The sequence below is a fragment of the Amycolatopsis sp. NPDC001319 genome (genome assembly GCF_042896185.1).
GTDB lineage: Bacteria > Actinomycetota > Actinomycetes > Mycobacteriales > Pseudonocardiaceae > Amycolatopsis.
Genome location: NZ_JBIAWY010000004.1, coordinates 786,728 through 803,895 on the forward strand (window position 1 = coordinate 786,728; position 17,168 = coordinate 803,895).

Consider the following 17,168-nt stretch of genomic DNA (forward strand, 5'->3'; position numbering starts at 1 on the left):
TGACAGCCGGGCAGCGTCTCGGCCGTTGTGTCCTCTGCCGCAGGTCGCGCGACGGGTTCCCCGCTTAAGCTCGGGTGGCTGGAATCCCTTGTCGCGCAACAGAAGAAGGTTCTCATGAACGCCGCCCGTCGCGTGGGCCTCGTTCTCGCGGCGGTGCTCGCCGCGACGGCCGTGGTGGTGTCGCCCGCAGCCGCCGAGCCGGCCAAGAGCTGCACGGAGGTCGACCTCCCGGTGACCGCCGACCTCGTCGTGTCGGCCCACGTGCACGGCACCTATTGCGTGCCGGCCGGGCGGCAGCCCCGGACGGTGCAGCTGCTCGTCCACGGCGCGACTTACGACCGGCACTACTGGGACGAGGCGTTCGACGTCCCCGCCGCCGCGGCCGCGGCCGGCTACGCCACCCTCGCGATCGACAAGCTCGGCTACGGCGAGTCGGCTCACCTGCCGTCCGTGCTGATCACCGCGGAGACCGAGTCGGCCGTGCTGCACCAGGTGATCACGGCCCTGCGCCACGGCGCCGTCGGCGGGCACGCGTACGACCGCGTCGCGCTCGTCGGCCACTCACTCGGCTCCATCGAGACGATGGCGGAGGCCGGCACGTACCACGACGTCGACTACCTCGTCCTCACCGGCATGACCCATCACCTGTCGCCGGACATCCTCGCGCAGACCTTCACCCGGCATCTCCACCCGGCCATCCTCGATGCCCAGGTCGGCCCCACCGCCGGCCTCGACGCGGGCCTGCTCACGACCCTGCCGGGCCACCGCCGCACCCTCTTCGACGGCGACAACGCCAGCGCCTCCGCCGTCGCCCACGACGAGGCCACGAAGTCGGTCCTCTCCGCCACCGAGGCCGACGGCGCGGTGCAAGCCCTCAGCGTCCTGCCCGTCACCAACTCCTTCGCCGTCACCGCCCCAGTCCTCATCGCAAACGGCGCCGCCGACACCCTTTTCTGCGCCGGCGCCCTCGGCCACGCCTGTACCACGGCCACCGCCATCACCCAGGCCGAGCGCGGCTTCTTCCCCTCTGCCGCGTCCTTCACCGCCGCCGCGATCCCGGGCGCTGCGCACTCCCTCACCCTCAGCCCCGCCGCCGCGCTGGCGACCGGCACCATCGACAGCTGGCTCACCACGCAGGGCGCCTGATCCGCCGCACCGACTCGGTCAGCCGACGCCGACGTCCCGGCGGCGGGCCTCCGAGGGCGGCGAAGCCGGGTGCGCCGACCGCGTCCGCGTGATCGTGCCGGACCCGCTCGCTGCGGTCCTGACGCCGGGCTTACTCGCTCCGCTCCAGCAACGTCCGCACCGCCGGCCCCGTCAGCCGGGCCACGTCTTCCGCTGAGGCGCTCGCCAGGGGGTCCTTGCGGGTGACCGCGCGGACGAGGCCGATGCCGAGCAGCCAGGCCAGCGCCAGGTCGGCGCGCAGGGCGGCGTCGGGCTCGTCGGTGAGGGAGGCGAGCGCCCGGGCGTACTCCTCGCCGAGCTGGTCGCGCAGGGCGGCGCCGGCCCCGTCGGTGCCGGTGGAGCGCAGGTAGGTCTCCAGCGAGCGATCGCGGCGTTCCGAGTCGTCCTTGAGCAGGCTGCGCAGCGCTTCGGTGAACAGGTGCTCGGGCGGGGTCGCTTCGAGCTGGGCGAAGCCGCCGCGGGCCATGACGGACTCGAAGAGGGCTTCTTTGCTGCCGAAGTAGCGGAACAGCAACGCCTGGTTCGCGCCCGCGCGGCCGGCGATGTCGCGCACGGTGGTGCGGTCGAAGCCGCGCTCGGCGAAGAGCTGTTCAGCGGCGTCGAGCAGCGCCGCTTTCGTCGCGGCGGCGTCCCGCTTCCGGGCGTGCGATTCTGCGGTCATGGCGCCTCCCGTTCGCGCACGAGGTTAACCGCAGTGCACGCGATGAGGGCGCATCGGCGCCGCGGCACGCGAGCGAGCCGGGTCGATCGTGCACTCCTCGGGGTGGGTTTGTGCGCGGTGACACATCAGGGTGGGTGAACCGACGGCGCCCGCGTGGCCGTGATGGGATGAGATCGAGTTCAGGGCACGAGGAGACACCGCATGAGCAATCCGCTGATTGCGCCGACCGTGGATTCGACCAAGGCGTATTCGGGGATTTCCCTGCTGGAGACCGCGAACGACCTCTCGACGGCCATCGAGTCGGGCGACTGGGCGTCGGTCGCGATGGGGGCGGTGGGGACCGCGCTCGACGCGTTGTCGGTGGCGATGGACCCGTTCGGCGCGATCCTGGCCGCGGGTGTGTCGTGGCTCATGGAGCACGTCGGCCCGCTCAAGGACGCGCTCAACGGCCTCACCGGCAACGCCGACCAGATCAAGGCCCAGTCCGAGACGTGGGCGAACGTCGCCAAGGAGCTCGGCAGCGTCGCCTCGGACCTGACCGACGCCGTGAACGCCGACCTGCAGTCGTGGTCGGGCTCCGCGTCGGACGCCTACCGGCAGCGCGCGCAGGACATCGGCACGCTGCTGCAGTCGGCGCAGAAGGGGACCGAGGGCGCGTCGTCCGGGGTCAAGACCGCGGGTGAGGTGGTCGCCGCCGTCCGGACGCTCGTGCGCGACATCATCTCCGAGCTCATCGGGCACTTGATCAGCTGGGCGCTGCAGGTGGTGTTCACGCTCGGCATCGGCCTGGCGTGGGTCGTCCCGCAGGTCGCGAGCGCCGTCGCGAAGACGGCGTCGCAGATCACGGGCCTCGTCACGAAGCTGGTCAAGGCCCTCAAAGCACTGGTCCCGCTGCTGAAGAAGGCCGGGACGCTGTTCGAAGACGCGGGCAAGGCGCTGAAGGGCCTCAAGGGCGGCAAGGTCGCCCCGCCGCCGAAGACGAAGGATCTCAGCGGCACCCCGACGGCCCCGCCGGTCAAAACCGCCGGTGGCGACGGAGGCGGCACGCCCAACGGCGGTGGTTACGAGGGCGCGCCGAAGGACTACACCCCGCCCCCGGGCAAGTCGGGCGCGGACGACTCGACCAAGACGTCCGGCTACGAAGGCGCGCCGAAGGACTACCCCCCGCCGCCCGCGGCGAAGGCGGGCGATGACACGTCGGGTGGCTCGGGCTACAGCGGTTCGGGATCCGACTTCACGCCCCCGCCGGCGAAGTCGGGCGGAGGCGGCGGCACGGCGAAGTCGAGCGCGGGCGGCGGCACTCCGAAGTCGGGCGACACCACGCACACGTCCGGCACCGGCGGCGGCACCCCGAAATCCGCGCCGCCCCGCAGCCCGGACCCGCTCGACTCCCCGGTGCACGGCCTCGGCGACACCACCAGCTCGTTCTTCAACAAGGTCGGCGGCGTTTTCGTCCCCGGCAACAAGGTGAAGGCCGCGGCCGGCCCGGGTGGCACGACCAGGCCGTCGATCAACGCCGATACCCTCGGCGCGGGCAATTTCGCGAGCAAGTACTACCCGAACCTCAACAAGCTGAACCCGACCAAGGACGGCAAGAACTGCACGCTGGCCATCACGTCCGTCGACGAGATGCTCGGCGGCAAGGTCAAACCCGCGCCGAAGCTGCCCGAGGACCAGCAGATCGGCACCGCGGTCGGGCCGAACCACCCGTTGCGGCAGAAGAACCCGAACGCCGGGCGCCCGGAGGACCTGGACAGCTGGGACCAGGTCATCGACAAGGCCAGTGAGCACCCCGGCAGCAAGGGTTACGTGATCGTCCACCGCGACGACCGCAGCTCCCACGTGATGAACGTGATCAACACGGACAAGGGCGTGGTGTTCCTCGACGGGCAGTCGGGCAAGCTCGGCAAGCTGGACACCGACCCGCGCAACCTGCAGTACTTCCGCTACGACCCGCCGGTGCACGGCGCGCAGGGCCCGCCGCCCGGGTGGACGCCCCCGCCGGCCGCGCCGCCGGCGGCCCCGCCGCCGCCGGCTGTGCCCGGGCCGAACCCGGGCGCGGGCACCGGCGTCGACGACGTCTACCAGGACTGGCTCAGGGCAGACCAGCACTTCAACGGCTGATTCGGACAGGCGGAGCAGATGCAGAAACAGGACGCCGTGGCGATCGCGACGCGGTTCATCGCCGACCAGGTCGGCCCGGAGCTGATCCACCCCGTGGTGGGGCGGCTCGTCGTGGAAGAGGAGTTCGTGTCGGAGCACGAGCTGGCGTGGATCGTGCCGTTCAACAGCGTGGCGTTCCTCGAGGACGGAGACTTCGACAAGGCGTGCATCCCGAGCGTGATCGCCGTGCCGCGCAACGGGTTGCCGGCGTTCCTCCCGCCGTCTTCGCTGCCGGTGCGGGAGTTCCTGGACGAGGTCGTCGCCGGCGGCGGTGACCTGGGGGAGTGGACCGGGACCGCGCCCGAGCCGCCGGCCATCCCGCCGGGCGTGCACGAACAGGTGCTGCACGGGCACCTCGACCCGGAGACAGGGAACTTCACCGGCGGGCACACCCGTGGGGACGGCCCGCGGTAGCTCGCGCCGGCGTCCCGGGCGCAGCGGCCGGATCAGCGCAGGAGGTGTGCGAAGCGGCTGAGGCCGGCGATGGTCGCGGCGTACACGTCGGGCATGGTGGCGCGGAACAACGTCTCGCCGGTGTGGCACAGACCCAGGTTCAACCAGGCCCGCGACTGCACGCCGGCCGCCAGGAGGGCGCGGTGGTAGGCGATTCCCTCGTCTCGCAGCGGGTCGAGCTCGTTCACCGAGATGACGTGCGGCGGCAGGTCCGCCAGATCTTCGGCGGTCGCCCGGGCGGGCCAGCACGTGGCGTCGTCGGCGTTCGCGAAGCCGGGGTCGTATACCTCGGCGAGGGCGGCGAGGGCGGCTCGGTTCATGAAGTAGCCGTCGTTCTCCACCAGCGACGGCAGCGCCGGGGAGTCCTCGCCCCACTTCCCGTGGATGTGGGGGCACTGGGCGTGAACTCCCGAGATCTCCGCGAGAAAACCCTCTCGCTTGGCGCGGATGGTCAGGGCCAGCGCCAGGTTGGCACCGCCTGACTCTCCGGCTACCACGATGTGGGAGATGCCCAGCTCCGCCGTCCGGGACGCCACCCAGCGCAGGCCGTCGGCACAGTCGTCGAGCCCCGCCGGGAACGGGTGTGGGCCGAGCCGGCCGGCGCCGTTGCGGAACTCGACCCCGACCACGACAAGCCCGGTGGCGGCGAGCTCACGGCGCCACCGGTCGTGGGCGGAGTTGGCGGCCGACGCGATGACCATGCCGCCGCCGTGGAGGTGGAAGACGCAGGGCAGCGGGTGCGACACGCCGACCGGGCGAGTCACGTACAGCTCGATGGTGTGCCCGGCGGTCGCGGTGATCGTCAGCGTCTCGGTCTCGACTCCTTCGACCTCGGGCAGCCCCGTCATCAGCGCGTCGAACATGGCCTCTGTGCCGGATTCCATGCCCTCCGCGAACTCCAGCAGCTCGGCCCGCGGGCTGCTGGGGCCGACCGGCGGTGGCGAAGCCGGCTCCGCTGCCCCGAACGGCGCCAGTGCCGCGACGACCCGGGGGTCGACGCGAGGATCGGTCGCGAGCGACCGAGCGGGATCGCCGAGACGGCCCGGGGCCCCGTCTCGGATCTGCGTGGTAGGGGATGTGGTCATCGTTCGCTTCTCCTCGTGAGGACCCCGCGTCGGGGCCGGGTGCTTGTGCGGTGCGGGTTCGGTCAGTCGCGGAACAGCGCGCCGGCCGCCGGCACCGGGACGTGGACGCCGAGCGCGGACAGCACCTGCCACGACGTGGCGGTCGCGGCGGTGACGACCGGGAGCTCGACCACCTTCTCCGCGGCGGGAATCGCCGCCAGCGAGGGCATCTGCACGCACGCGCTCAGCACGACGGCGTCCGCTCCACGGGTGTCGAGCCTGCCCGCGATCTCCGGCAGCCGGGACGGGTCGAGGCGTCCGACGGCCAGGTTGTCGTCGACTTCGAGACTGATCGCGTCCTGCACTTCGATGCCTTCGCCCTCGATGTAGTCGACGACTCGCGCGGTCAGCGGCTTGAGGTAGGGCGTGATCAGCGAGACCTTGCGCGCGCCGAGCCGATGCAGGCCGGCGACCAGCGCTCCGGCGCTGGACACGACCTCGACGGCGTCGCCGGCTTCGGCCGAGGTACGGGTGAGGCGCTGCTCGATTTCCCGATGCGCGCCACGGCCCTGGGCCATGATCGCGACGAGGCACGCGTAGGCCATCACATCCATGCGGGCATCGGCCAGTTCGACCACCGCCCGGTCCGCGTCGGCGTTCATCCTGGCCAGCTCCTCGGCGCTGACCGTGTTCATGCGCATCCGGCTGGAGTGGAACGTGAACCGGTCGCCGGTCGCGGCCGCCACCCGGCGCAACACCTCGGGGACCTCGGTCTCCATCGTCGTGTTGGAACTCGGCACCAGCAGGCCGATGCGGTAGTCACTCACCGGGCTCATTGCTCCTTCGGGTCACGGGCCACGGGGACGGCCCGGATTTCGACGATGCCGCTCATCGACCGGTGGTGGAACGCCCTGCCGATAGTCGTATCCGGGGGGAGAGGCTGACGTGGCCGCCCGGAGGGTCTCCCTGCAGGTACGGGTATTCGCAGAGCGTTGTCCCGCGTTGTGCGCCGGCGTCATCGTCCTTCTCGACGATCAACCAGCCGATCGGAAGGACCGCTCGTGAACTACACACCCATGACCTCGTGGATCCAGCAGCGCAGAGGCACGGTCCTGCGCCAAGCGATCACCGGTTACGACGCGCTCGACGGTCTGCACGAGGACATGCTGACGCGGCAGGGTTTCGCCGGCCGGGACACGCAGCTGTACCGTCGCCACGAGCCGACGAAGTGGACGCGCGTGGAAGGCAACACCAACCACGTCGACATCGACGGCGCGCGGCTGGAGCCGACGGACCTGGCCGACCCGGCGGGCGGCCCGATGCGGTTGTTCCACAACGACGCGGTGTCGATCTGGGTGAGCCGGCGAAGCGCCGACATGCCGTTCTCGGTGCGCAACGCCGACGGCGACGAGATCTACTTCGTCCATCGGGGAACCGGCACTTTCTACACCGAGTTCGGGCCGCTTCCGTACGAGCCCGGAGACTGGGTGCTGGTGCCCAAGGGCGTCACTTACCGGATCCGCCCGGAGACCTCCGACAACTACCTGCTGCTCATCGAGTCGACCGAGGAACTCGGGCTCGCCGACGCCGGCCCGATCGGCCGCCGGGCGCCGTTCGACACCGATCTTTTCGTCGTCCCGACCCCGCAGCTCGACGAGCTCGGCGACGGCCGCAACGACGCGGGCGAGTACCCGTTGCGGCTCAAGTTCCGCAACGAGTACACCTCCATCTTCTACGACTTCGACCCCATCGACGTGGAGGGGTGGAAGGGCGATCTGTTCCCGATGAAGATGAACATCCGGGACTACCGGCCGGTGATGAGCGACCGGATCCACATCATGCCGAGCGCATACGGCATCTTCGCCTCGCCCAGCTCGTTGGTGGGCAACATGGTGCAGCGGCCGTACGAGACCGCTCCGGACGCCGAGCCGGTGCCGCCGTACCACCGCAACATGGACTACGACGAGTTCATCTTCGTCCACGGCGGCACGGCAATGGGCCTGCCGGTCGCCCCGGCCAGCATTTCGCTGACCCCGCAGGGCATGCACCACGGCCTCCCGGCCGACGTCGCCGAGAAGGCCCGCGAGACCATCCGCGGCGGCGGGGGGTCGGTGGACATGCAGTACATCATCGTGGACACGAAGGGCCAGCTGCACGTGGACCCGGGTGCCCTGAGGTTCAAGCGGGACGGGGACCAGATTCGCGAAGGGGTGACGGCCAAGTGACGGGTTCCGGCGAGGCCTCCGCGGCCGACGAGCAGCCCAGCGTCGGCACGGTCGGCATCGGCGTGGTCGACTTCGACCGGCTGCCCGCCGGTACCGCGTCGACGGTCGTGCCCATCCGCGCCGCTGACGGCGCCGCCTCGCGCGGCGTGCTCTACGCCCGGGGCGGCGAAAAAACCGTGATGGTGGTGTCGCATCCGCGCGGCGACCTGAGCCGGTTCTACGCCGCACCAGCGATCGTGGAGGCGGGATACGCCTTCTACGCCCACCAGACCCGGACGCTGAACAACGACGTCGACTGTGAGCACGAGCGGCTGCTCCTCGACCTCGCCGCCGCGCTGACCCACCTGCGCGACGAGCGCGGATTCGACCGGGTGATCCTCCTCGGCAACAGCGGCGGCGGTTCGTTGATGGCGTTTTACCAGCAGCAGGCGAGCACACCGCCTCCCGATCGGCTGCGTGACACCGCCGCGGGGGAACCGCTGGACCTCAACGAGGTCGCCATGCCGAAGGCGGACGGCGTCGTCCTGCTCGGGGCCCACCCCGGCCAGGGTTCGTTCATGCTCAGGGCGATCGACCCGTCGGTGATCGACGAGGGAGACCCGCTTGCCGTGGACCCCGAGCTGGACATGTACAACGCCGCGAACGGCTACCGCGAGCCACCGGAGCCGAGCACGTACTCGGAGGAGTTCCTGCAGCGGTACCGCGCGGCCCAGCGGGCGCGGGTGGCTCGGTTGGACGCCCGGGCTCGGGGGTTGATCGCCGAGCAGCGGCGCTACCGCGAGATGCGCGACGCCCCCGGCTTCGCGGACCTGCCGATCGAGGAACGAACCCGGATCACCCGCCGCGCGACCGTCGGGCACTACCTGGTCGTGCACCGGACCGAGGCCGACCCGGCGTACCTGGACGTGCGGCTGCACGCCGAGCGGTCCACCCGGAGGGCGGCTTCGATCCTCGGCCCGCGACCGGATGAGATCAACTACGCGCCCGGCGGCTTCGGCCGGCTGGTCACCCCGCGGGCGTGGCTGAGCACGTGGTCAGGACTGTCCACCCGGGCCGTGCTGGTCGAGTCGCTGAAGTCGGTGGACGTGCCGTTGCTGCTCGTCGGTTTCACCGGGGACAACCTCGGCTTCCCGGACGACACCCAGGCCCAGTACGACGCCAGCCCGGCCGCGGACAAGACAATCCGGTTCCACGACGGCGACCACTTCGGTTTTCCGGTCGTGCAGCGCGAAAAGGCACTGCAGACGGTCGTCGACTGGCTCACTCCGCGATTTCCCGCGGCTTCCGGCTCGCCCGAAGGAGTTCGATGATGGCGCACGTTGTCGTGACCCTCGCCTTCGTCGACGGTCCGCCCACCCCGGACGTCGCCGGTGCACAGAAGGAATTCCTGGAGCGGCTGCGGGCCGACGGTCTGCTCGGCCTCACCGGCGGGTTCACCGACGGCGTCGGCGGCATGGCAGTGCTTCGCGGCCTGTCACTGGATGAAGTGGCGACGCGGTACCGGGACAGCCCGATCGTGCGTGCCGGGCAGGCGACGGTCGCGGTCCGCGAATGGAACATCCAGATCGGAGCGATCGCGTAGTACTCCGGCCTGTCTCCGAAATCCCGGGGCCGATCTTGTTCGGCTCCGGGATTTCGACGGCCGGTACGACGCGGGAAATTGTTCTTCGAAAATCCGGCAACCCCAGTCCGCAGAAGGCGATGTCGTTGCTGGGCGGTCGCTTTCGTCACACGTTTGGTTGGTGCGGACCGAGCAGGCCGACGGGCATCATCTGACCATGGTCGATGGCGTGGCCGAGTTGGCGGCATTCCTCCGGGCACGGCGGGAACAGATCAAACCCGAGGACGTGGGTCTGGTCTCCCACGGCCGGCGGCGGACGCCCGGGCTGCGGCGCGAGGAGCTGGCCACCCTCGCCGGCATCAGCGTCGAGTACCTGGAGCGGCTGGAGCAGGGCCGCGACACCAACCCGTCCATCGGGATACTGACTGCGCTGGCCGAGGCGCTGCGCCTGTCCGAGGACGAGAAGCGGCATCTGGCTGCCCTGGCCGTCCGGCGTCAGGGGGAGGGCCTGCTGCCCCGGCACCGGCCCGAAGACGAAGTCCGCCCGAGCCTGCGGGTGCTGCTGGACCGGCTCGGTCAGACCCCGGCGTGCCTGCTCGGGGGGACGTTCGACGTGATCGCCTGGAACGGCGCGTGGGAGTCGATCGTCCGGCCGTTGGGATTCCTCGACCACGATTCACCCAACCTGCTGCGCTACCACTTCCTGCACCCGAGTGCGCGCCGGGTTTTCGGCGAGGATTGGGCGAGCACCGCCGACGAGCTGGTCGGCTGGCTGCGGGCGATTCAGGCCGACCAGGGCGTCGACGCTGCAGGCGCGGCGTTGGTCGACGAGCTGACCGCGGTGCCGGACTTCAGCACCCGGTGGACTGCTCACCCGGTCGCCTATCGCCGGGCCGGCGTCACCCGGCTGCGGCACCCCGACACCGGGCCGATCGACGTCAGCATCGAGATCCTCAAGGCCGCTGAGAGCAGCCACTGGCTGCAGGTCTGGGTCTCCTACGACTGAACCGGAACTTCGATCTTCCGCTGCGCAGCGGCTGACAAGTCGGGGCCGACTCGGTACCGTGTTTGTAAGCAGGTGCTTACAAACCGGACTTTCCGTCAGATTGGGAGTTCCCCGCATGACCACCACGCAGTCGGAGCCGCTTGCGTACCCGTTCAACGAAGAGGCGGGGCTCGCGCTCAACGCGGCGTATGCCGCCGCCCGTGACGCGGAGGGCATGATCCGCGTGCAGATGCCGCACGGTGAGCCGGCCTGGCTCGCCACGCGGTTCGCCGACGCCCGGCTCGTGCTGGGCGACCGGCGGTTCTCGCGCGCGATGTCGGAACAGAAGGACGAGCCGCGGATGGCCGCGCACCGGCGTTCGGGCGGCATCCTCACCATGGACCCGCCGGACCACACGCGGCTTCGCACGCTCGTCGCGAAGGCGTTCACCGTCCGGCGCGTGGAGCTGCTGCGGCCGCGTGTCGAGGAGCTGGCGACCGGGCTGATCGAGGACATGAAGGCGGCCGGGCAGCCCGCCGACCTGGTCGACGCGTACGCGCTGCCGATCCCCGTCGCGGTGATCTGCGAGCTGCTCGGCGTGCCGACCGAGGACCGCGCGAAGTTCCGCGTGTGGAGCGACGCCGCGCTGACCTCGAGCGGACTGACCGCCGAGGAGTTCGAGCGCAACCGCGCGGAGCTGCGTGAGTACATGTCGGGCCTGATCGCGCAGCACCGTGAGCAGCCGCAGGACGACTTGATGACGGCGCTGATCGAGGCGCGCGACGTGCGTGACCGGCTCACGGAGCTGGAGCTGGTCGACCTGTGTGTCGGGATCCTGATCGCCGGCCACGAGACCACGGCGAGCCAGATCCCGAACTTCGTCTATGCGCTGCTCGACCAGCCGGAGCAGTGGAAGAGGCTCGTCGAGGACCCGTCACTGATCAACGCCGCCGTCGAGGAGCTGCTGCGCTTCGTCCCGCTGGGCGCCGGCGCCGGCTTCGCGCGCTACGCCACCGAAGACGTGCAGGTCGGCGACGTGCTCGTCCGCGAGGGCGAACCGGTGCTCGTCGCGATCGGCGCGGCCAACCGCGACCGCCTCCAGTTCGCCGACGCCGACACCCTCGTGTTCGACCGCGAGGACACCCACCACCTCGGCTTCGGCCACGGCGTGCACCACTGCCTCGGCGCGCCGCTCGCCCGCCTGGAGCTGCAGGAGGCGCTGAAGGCTCTGACGCGCGAAATGCCGACTCTCCACCTCGCCGGCGATATCGTGTGGAAGACCCAGATGCTGGTCCGCGGACCACGCTCCATGCCGATCGGGTGGTGACGATGACCTGGAAAGTGGAAGTCGACGAACACACGTGCATCGGCTCCGGCATGTGCGCCTCGCTGATGCCGGAGCTCTTCGAACTGGACGGCCCGGTCGCCCACCCGCTGTCCGACACCATCGCCCCGGACGAAACGGCGCTCGACGCCGCCGACTCCTGCCCGGCCATGGCCATCACCATCACGGACGGCGCGGAGGTCGTAGGCCCTCGGCCTTGAGGTGAGCTCGGTGAAGGGCCCTTCCGCTTGCTGCGGAGGGGCCCTTTTTCCTATCCCCGCCCGAAATCGTGTTAACGCGCACCCCGGTGAACCGTAACGCGGCGGGGCGCATGTAACACGGCAGTGTTCCGGATGAAACGGTTCGGACTTCGCCCAGCGGTGCACTGTGCGGCATGAACTTCCAGCTCGACGGCCTGCACCGGCCGGTGATCGTGGTCGGCGGCGGACAGGCGGGGCTCTCGATGTCCCAGTGCCTGACGACCGCCGGGGTCGGGCACGTGGTGCTCGAGCGCGAGAGCGCGGGGCACGAGTGGCGCGACCGCCGGTGGGACAGCTTCTGCCTGGTGACGCCCAACTGGCAGTGCCGGCTTCCCGGTTTCCCCTATCCGGGTGATGATCCGGACGGGTTCATGGTGCGCGACGACATCGTCGCCTACCTCGAAGACTACAAGAAATCCTTCGACGTGCCGATCGTCGAGGGGGTCGAGGCGACGCGCCTGACGAGGGTGCCCGGGGGCGGGTTCCGGGTGGCCACCACGCAGGGTGAGCTGACGGCGGACCACGTCGTGGTGGCGACCGGCCCGTACCAGGTGCCGCTGACGCCGCGGCTGGCCGAGCGGTTGCCGGCGGCCACGACGCAGCTGCACAGTTCCCAGTACCGCAACCCGCAGCAGCTGCCCGACGGCGAAATCCTCGTGGTGGGCACCGGCCAGTCCGGCTGCCAGATCGCCGAGGACCTGCACCTCGCCGGCCGCCGTGTGCACCTCGCGGTGGGGTCGGCGCCTCGGGTGGCGCGGCGTTACCGGGGCCGCGACGTGGTGGCCTGGCTCGACGACATGGGTTACTACGCCAGGGGAATCGACGAGTTCGCCGACGCCGACGCCGTCCGGTTCCGTGCCAACCACTACGTGACCGGGCGCGACGGCGGCCACGACATCGACCTGCGCGCCTTCGCCCGTGAGGGCATGCAGCTCTACGGGCGCCTCACCGACGTCCGCGACCACACGCTGACCTTCGCCCCCGATCTGCGCCGCAACCTCGACGCGGCCGACGCCGTGTCCGAAGGCATCAAGGACTCGATCGACGCCTACCTCACCAAGAAGAACATCGACGCCCCGGTCGAACCGCGCTACACCCCCGTCTGGCAGCCGGACGACGAGCCGCGGACCCTCGACGCCACCAGGATCTCCGCCGTAGTCTGGAGCACCGGTTTCGGCCGCGACCACCGCTGGATCGACGTCCCCGTGTTCGACGGCAAGGGCTACCCGACGCACCGCCGCGGCGTCACGAGCTGCCAGGGGCTGTTCTTCCTCGGCCTGCCGTGGCAGCACACCTGGGGCTCCGGCCGCTTCTGCGGCGTCGGCGCCGACGCGGAGTACCTGGCGCGCCGGATCGTCGCGGGCGAGCGCGCGGCCGACGTCCGCTGGATCTCCGGCACGCCCCGCAACACCGCGCCGGCCGACGACTGGGTCGCCCCGAGGACGGTCGCGTGATGCGCTGGATCGCCGACGCCCACCGCCACCTCGGCGTGCTGCCCGCGTACCCGTTCTACGGCGGCCCGCCCGTCGCCCCGGACCTCGGTGCGCGGGCGACCATCGACGAGCTGCTGTCCGATCTGGACCGCGAAGGCACCGAACGCGCCCTCGTGATCCCCAACTACGGGGTGCCCGACCCGGAGATCGCGTTCTCCTTCAATGAGCTCTGCGTCGAAGCGTCCGAAAAGGACGACCGGATCGCGGCGGCCCTATGGGTGTCGCCGCGAAAAGAAGACGCCGCGAGAACCGACCAGGCGCTCAAGCTGGCCGGCGAACCCGGTGTCCGCGCGCTCAAGCTCAGCTTCCTCCTCGGCGGCCGCGCGAGCGACCCGGATTGCAAGCCCCAGCTCGACAAGATCTTCGCCACCGCCCGCGAGCACGACCTCGTCGTCCACGTGCACACCTCGCCCGGTGCCGCGTCCGATGTGGACGAAGTGGGCAAGCTCGTGGACGTCTACGCCGACGACGCGAAGCTGCACCTCGTGCACTTCGGCGGCGGGATGAGCGGGCACATCAAGCTCGCCGGCGGCCGCTTCTTCGACTGGATCGCCGCCGGCAAACAGGTCTACACCGACCTGTCCTGGGCGATCGGCTTCACCCCGCGCTGGCTCGCCGAGGAGATCTCCCGGCAGGGCATCGGGCACGACCGCGTGCTCTTCGCCTCCGACCAGCCTTGGGGCGACTACGAGGGCGAGCTCGCGAAGCTGACCGCGGTGGTCGGCGACGGCGAGCTGGCCGACCACGTTTTCCGGAGCACGTTCGAGGTGCTGTACGGACCGAAGAAAGGGAAATGACCGATGGCCGAGCTGACCGACCTCGAGAAGACCAGCCTCGACGAGATTCCGCACCCCTCCTTGCCGCAGGGTTCGAACCTCTACGGCGCCACCAAGATCTTCCCCGACTACCAGGCGGAGAACGGGGAGACGTACTTCACCCTCGTGCACGGCATCGCGCACGAGTCGTCGGTGAGCTTCGTCGCGATCCTGCAGGCGACCCGCGCGCTGCGCAAGGGTTTCGAGACCGCGATCTACTTCTACGGCCCGGGCTCACTCAACTGCCTGGCCACGCGCGGGTTCCCCACCACCGGCAACGCCGCGTTCCCCGGTGAGCTGAACATCAACGACCAGCTCAAGACGTTCATCGCCGAGGGTGGCAAGGTCTACTGCTGCCGCTTCGGGCTTTCGCTGCACGGCGCGCGCGAAGAAGACCTGATCGAAGGCGTGATCCCGGCACACCCGCTCGACGTGCAGGACGCTTTGATCCACTACGCGCGCAAGGGCGCGATCATCAACTCCACGTACATGTTCTAGGAGGCGGGCGTGCGCGTTGGCACCACTGACATCGACACCGAAGACAGTCTGGACACCCGCGCCGACATGGCCGTCCGCGGGGTGCGGATGGACGCACCCGTGCAGCGCAGCAAAGGCGCCGGGCCGAGTGACGACGGGCACCTGGTCGTCGACGGTGCCAACGCCACGCTGCCGCTCAACGACGAAAGTCCTTACCGAGTAAGGGAAGGCCGCGTCTTCCGTGGCTCGCTCGATCTCGGCCTGAGCGTCGAGCCCGTGGCGCGGCCGAAGTTCTACGATCTGTCCACCGCGGACGGCGTGCCGTACCGCAAGATCGCGCTGCTGCACGGGAAGGACGTGCTCGCGAGCACGGTCGTGCAGACGTGCATCCGCTACGTCGAAGACCAGCGCTGCCGGTTCTGCACCATCGAAGAGTCGCTGCGCGCCGATTCGACGGTCGCGGCCAAGACCCCGGCGCAGCTCGCCGAGGTCGCGGAAGCGGCGGTGCGGCTCGACGGAGTGAAGCAGATGGTGCTCACCACCGGCACCACGGCCGGGCCGGATCGCGGCGCGCGCCACCTCGTGCGCTGCGTCCGCGCGGTGCTCGAAGCCGTGCCCGGCCTGCCGATCCAGGTGCAGATCGAGCCGCCCGGCGACCTCGCCGTGCTGACCGAGCTGCACGTGGCGGGCGTGACGTCGATCGGCATCCACGTGGAGTCGCTCGACGACGACGTGCGCCGGCGGTGGATGCCCGGCAAGTCGAGCGTGTCGATGGCGGAGTACGAGGCGGCGTGGGACGAGGCCGTGCGCGTGTTCGGCCCCAACCGCGTGTCGACGTACCTGCTGATCGGCCTGGGCGAGGACCCGGACGAGCTCGTCGACGGCGCCGGCCGGCTGATCGAGCGGGGCGTGTACCCGTTCGTGGTGCCGATGCGGCCGATGCTCGGCACGCTCGCCCGGCGCGACGGCGCGGTGGCTCCCTCGCCCGCACTGGTGCGGGACGTGACGCGCCGGGTGGCGGAACTGCTGCGGGCCGCGGGCATGGTCGGGGCCGACCAGGGCGCCGGCTGCGCGGCTTGCGGAGCGTGCAGCGTGCTGAGCGCGGCGGGAGGCTGACGTGGACCACGACATCCTGGCGTTGCTCGGTGATTCTCGCAGCGCCGTTGCCCCGCCCGCGTTCCGGATCGAACCGGCCGACCACGGTGGACTGACGGCCTACCGCGCGCTGCGGCACGCGACGTTCGTGGAGCGCCAAGGCCTGTTCGACCACCACGACGTCGACGACCGCGACACCGACCCGCGGACGCTGGTGCTCGTCGCGCGCGACGCCGCCGGCACCGTGCTCGGCGGCGTCCGGCTCGGCCCGGCACAGGACGGTCCGGACTTCGGCTGGTGGACCGGCGGGCGGCTGGTCGTCGCGCCGGGCAGCCCGCACGGTGTCGGACGCGCACTCGTGCGAGCCGCGTGCGCCCGCGCCGAAACGGAAGGCGCGTTGCGCTTCGAGGCGACCGTGCAGGTGCAGAACGAGCGGATGTTCACGCGCCTGGGCTGGCAGAACGTCCGGCCGGTGACGGTCGCGGGTGTGGAGCACGTGCTGATGCGCTGGCCCATCGGCCGCGTGGCCGCGCTGGCGCAGGCCACCAAACGTCCACTGGGGACACTGCTGCCCGGGCTCACCGGCAGCCCGGGGTTCTTCGGTGACGACGGTGTGCCGATTCCGGACAGCGACCTGGTGGCGGCGTGCGACGCGATCGTGCCGTCGATGGTCGAGCGCGACCCGGAATGGGCCGGCTGGTGCTCGGTGCTGGTGAACGTGAACGACCTGGCCGCGATGGGCGCGGAACCCGTTGCGCTGCTGGACGCGCTGGGTGCGCGGGACGCGTCGTTCGCCGCGAGAGTCCTTTCCGGACTCCGGAAGGCGAGCAATGCGTACGGCGTGCCGGTGCTGGGCGGGCACACGCAGTTCGGCGTGCCGGCTTCGCTGGCCGTGACCGCGCTGGGCCGCGCGGCCGAGCCGGTGCCGGGCGGCGGCGGGAAACCCGGCCAGACGGTGTACCTGACCGCCGACCTCGAGGGCCGCTGGCGGCCCGGATACACCGGGCGGCAATGGGATTCGACGAGCTCACGGCGCACGCCGGAGCTGCGGGACCTGCTCGGCGCCGTCGCCCGGGCGCGGCCCGCGGCGGCCAAGGACGTGTCGATGGCGGGCCTCGCCGGCACGCTCGGGATGCTCGCCGAGGCGTCGGGTTGCGGTGCGGTGCTCGACGTCGCGAAGGTGCCACGCCCGGCCGGGACGACGGTGGGCGACTGGTTCACGTGTTTCCCGGGCTTCGCGATGCTCACGGCCGGGGCGCCCGCTCCGGCCCGCGCCGCCGTCACCGCCGGATGCGGTGAGCTCGTGGCGGGATCCGGCGTGCGGCTGCGGTGGCCGGACGGCGAGGTGACGACCGTCGTGGACGGCGGGGTCACGGGGTTGGGGGAGGCAGCATGACCGAGGAGAGA

General features: G+C 70.9%; 17 protein-coding genes. 14 read left to right on the top strand and 3 right to left on the bottom strand.

Annotated features, from left to right (window positions below; genetic code table 11):
- Nucleotides 1-114 precede the first annotated feature (114 nt).
- Nucleotides 115-1,146, top strand: a complete 1,032-nt coding sequence (locus ACFY1H_RS18555) for an alpha/beta fold hydrolase (RefSeq protein WP_386947729.1) — start codon at nucleotides 115-117, stop codon at nucleotides 1,144-1,146.
- Between the two features lie 130 nt (nucleotides 1,147-1,276).
- Here ACFY1H_RS18555 and ACFY1H_RS18560 read toward each other — a convergent pair whose 3' ends face one another.
- A complete protein-coding gene (locus ACFY1H_RS18560) occupies nucleotides 1,277-1,846 on the bottom strand; it encodes a TetR family transcriptional regulator (RefSeq protein ID WP_386947731.1) in 570 nt (189 codons plus the stop codon).
- 201 nt (nucleotides 1,847-2,047) lie between these two features.
- Between ACFY1H_RS18560 and ACFY1H_RS18565 the strand changes: the two genes are divergently transcribed.
- Together ACFY1H_RS18565 and ACFY1H_RS18570 are read left to right on the top strand one after the other, a co-directional pair.
- Nucleotides 2,048-3,970, top strand: coding sequence for a toxin glutamine deamidase domain-containing protein (locus ACFY1H_RS18565; RefSeq protein WP_386947733.1), 1,923 nt, complete (start codon nucleotides 2,048-2,050; stop codon nucleotides 3,968-3,970).
- 18 nt (nucleotides 3,971-3,988) lie between these two features.
- Nucleotides 3,989-4,423: a YrhB domain-containing protein gene (locus ACFY1H_RS18570; protein ID WP_364056956.1), complete on the top strand. Its 435-nt coding sequence runs from the start codon at nucleotides 3,989-3,991 to the stop codon at nucleotides 4,421-4,423.
- Nucleotides 4,424-4,455: 32 nt separating this feature from the next.
- Here ACFY1H_RS18570 and ACFY1H_RS18575 read toward each other — a convergent pair whose 3' ends face one another.
- Together ACFY1H_RS18575 and ACFY1H_RS18580 are read right to left on the bottom strand one after the other, a co-directional pair.
- Complete coding sequence (locus ACFY1H_RS18575; RefSeq protein WP_386947734.1) at nucleotides 4,456-5,547, bottom strand: alpha/beta hydrolase fold domain-containing protein; 1,092 nt, start codon at nucleotides 5,545-5,547, stop codon at nucleotides 4,456-4,458.
- Between the two features lie 62 nt (nucleotides 5,548-5,609).
- Nucleotides 5,610-6,362: an Asp/Glu racemase gene (locus ACFY1H_RS18580; protein WP_366582830.1), complete on the bottom strand. Its 753-nt coding sequence runs from the start codon at nucleotides 6,360-6,362 to the stop codon at nucleotides 5,610-5,612.
- Nucleotides 6,363-6,587: 225 nt separating this feature from the next.
- Here ACFY1H_RS18580 and ACFY1H_RS18585 point away from each other — a divergent pair, with 225 nt between their 5' ends.
- The 11 genes from ACFY1H_RS18585 to ACFY1H_RS18635 all read left to right on the top strand — a co-directional run bounded on the left by ACFY1H_RS18585 (nucleotide 6,588) and on the right by ACFY1H_RS18635 (nucleotide 17,157).
- Nucleotides 6,588-7,751 (top strand): homogentisate 1,2-dioxygenase, encoded by a 1,164-nt coding sequence (locus ACFY1H_RS18585; RefSeq protein WP_386947737.1) that lies wholly within the window; start codon nucleotides 6,588-6,590, stop codon nucleotides 7,749-7,751.
- A complete protein-coding gene (locus ACFY1H_RS18590; protein ID WP_386947738.1) occupies nucleotides 7,748-9,061 on the top strand; it encodes an alpha/beta hydrolase in 1,314 nt (437 codons plus the stop codon). Before ACFY1H_RS18585 ends, ACFY1H_RS18590 begins: the two co-directional genes overlap by 4 nt.
- Nucleotides 9,061-9,333, top strand: coding sequence for a hypothetical protein (locus ACFY1H_RS18595; RefSeq protein ID WP_386947740.1), 273 nt, complete (start codon nucleotides 9,061-9,063; stop codon nucleotides 9,331-9,333). Before ACFY1H_RS18590 ends, ACFY1H_RS18595 begins: the two co-directional genes overlap by 1 nt.
- Before the next feature lie 160 nt (nucleotides 9,334-9,493).
- A complete protein-coding gene (locus tag ACFY1H_RS18600; protein WP_386947742.1) occupies nucleotides 9,494-10,318 on the top strand; it encodes a helix-turn-helix domain-containing protein in 825 nt (274 codons plus the stop codon).
- A gap of 115 nt (nucleotides 10,319-10,433) precedes the next feature.
- Complete coding sequence (locus tag ACFY1H_RS18605) at nucleotides 10,434-11,624, top strand: cytochrome P450 (RefSeq protein ID WP_366582825.1); 1,191 nt, start codon at nucleotides 10,434-10,436, stop codon at nucleotides 11,622-11,624.
- A gap of 2 nt (nucleotides 11,625-11,626) precedes the next feature.
- Nucleotides 11,627-11,842 (top strand): ferredoxin, encoded by a 216-nt coding sequence (locus ACFY1H_RS18610; protein ID WP_366582824.1) that lies wholly within the window; start codon nucleotides 11,627-11,629, stop codon nucleotides 11,840-11,842.
- A 173-nt stretch (nucleotides 11,843-12,015) separates the two neighbouring features.
- A complete protein-coding gene (locus tag ACFY1H_RS18615; protein ID WP_386947745.1) occupies nucleotides 12,016-13,335 on the top strand; it encodes an MSMEG_0569 family flavin-dependent oxidoreductase in 1,320 nt (439 codons plus the stop codon).
- Nucleotides 13,335-14,171: an amidohydrolase family protein gene (locus ACFY1H_RS18620; RefSeq protein WP_386947937.1), complete on the top strand. Its 837-nt coding sequence runs from the start codon at nucleotides 13,335-13,337 to the stop codon at nucleotides 14,169-14,171. The genes ACFY1H_RS18615 and ACFY1H_RS18620 overlap by 1 nt, the downstream gene beginning before the upstream one ends.
- Nucleotides 14,172-14,174: 3 nt before the next feature.
- On the top strand, nucleotides 14,175-14,687 hold the full coding sequence (locus ACFY1H_RS18625; RefSeq protein ID WP_220243137.1) for an MSMEG_0572/Sll0783 family nitrogen starvation response protein: 513 nt from the start codon (nucleotides 14,175-14,177) through the stop codon (nucleotides 14,685-14,687).
- 9 nt (nucleotides 14,688-14,696) lie between these two features.
- On the top strand, nucleotides 14,697-15,782 hold the full coding sequence (locus ACFY1H_RS18630; protein ID WP_386947747.1) for an MSMEG_0568 family radical SAM protein: 1,086 nt from the start codon (nucleotides 14,697-14,699) through the stop codon (nucleotides 15,780-15,782).
- A gap of 1 nt (nucleotide 15,783) precedes the next feature.
- Complete coding sequence (locus ACFY1H_RS18635) at nucleotides 15,784-17,157, top strand: MSMEG_0567/sll0787 family protein (RefSeq protein ID WP_366582821.1); 1,374 nt, start codon at nucleotides 15,784-15,786, stop codon at nucleotides 17,155-17,157.
- Nucleotides 17,158-17,168 lie beyond the last annotated feature (11 nt).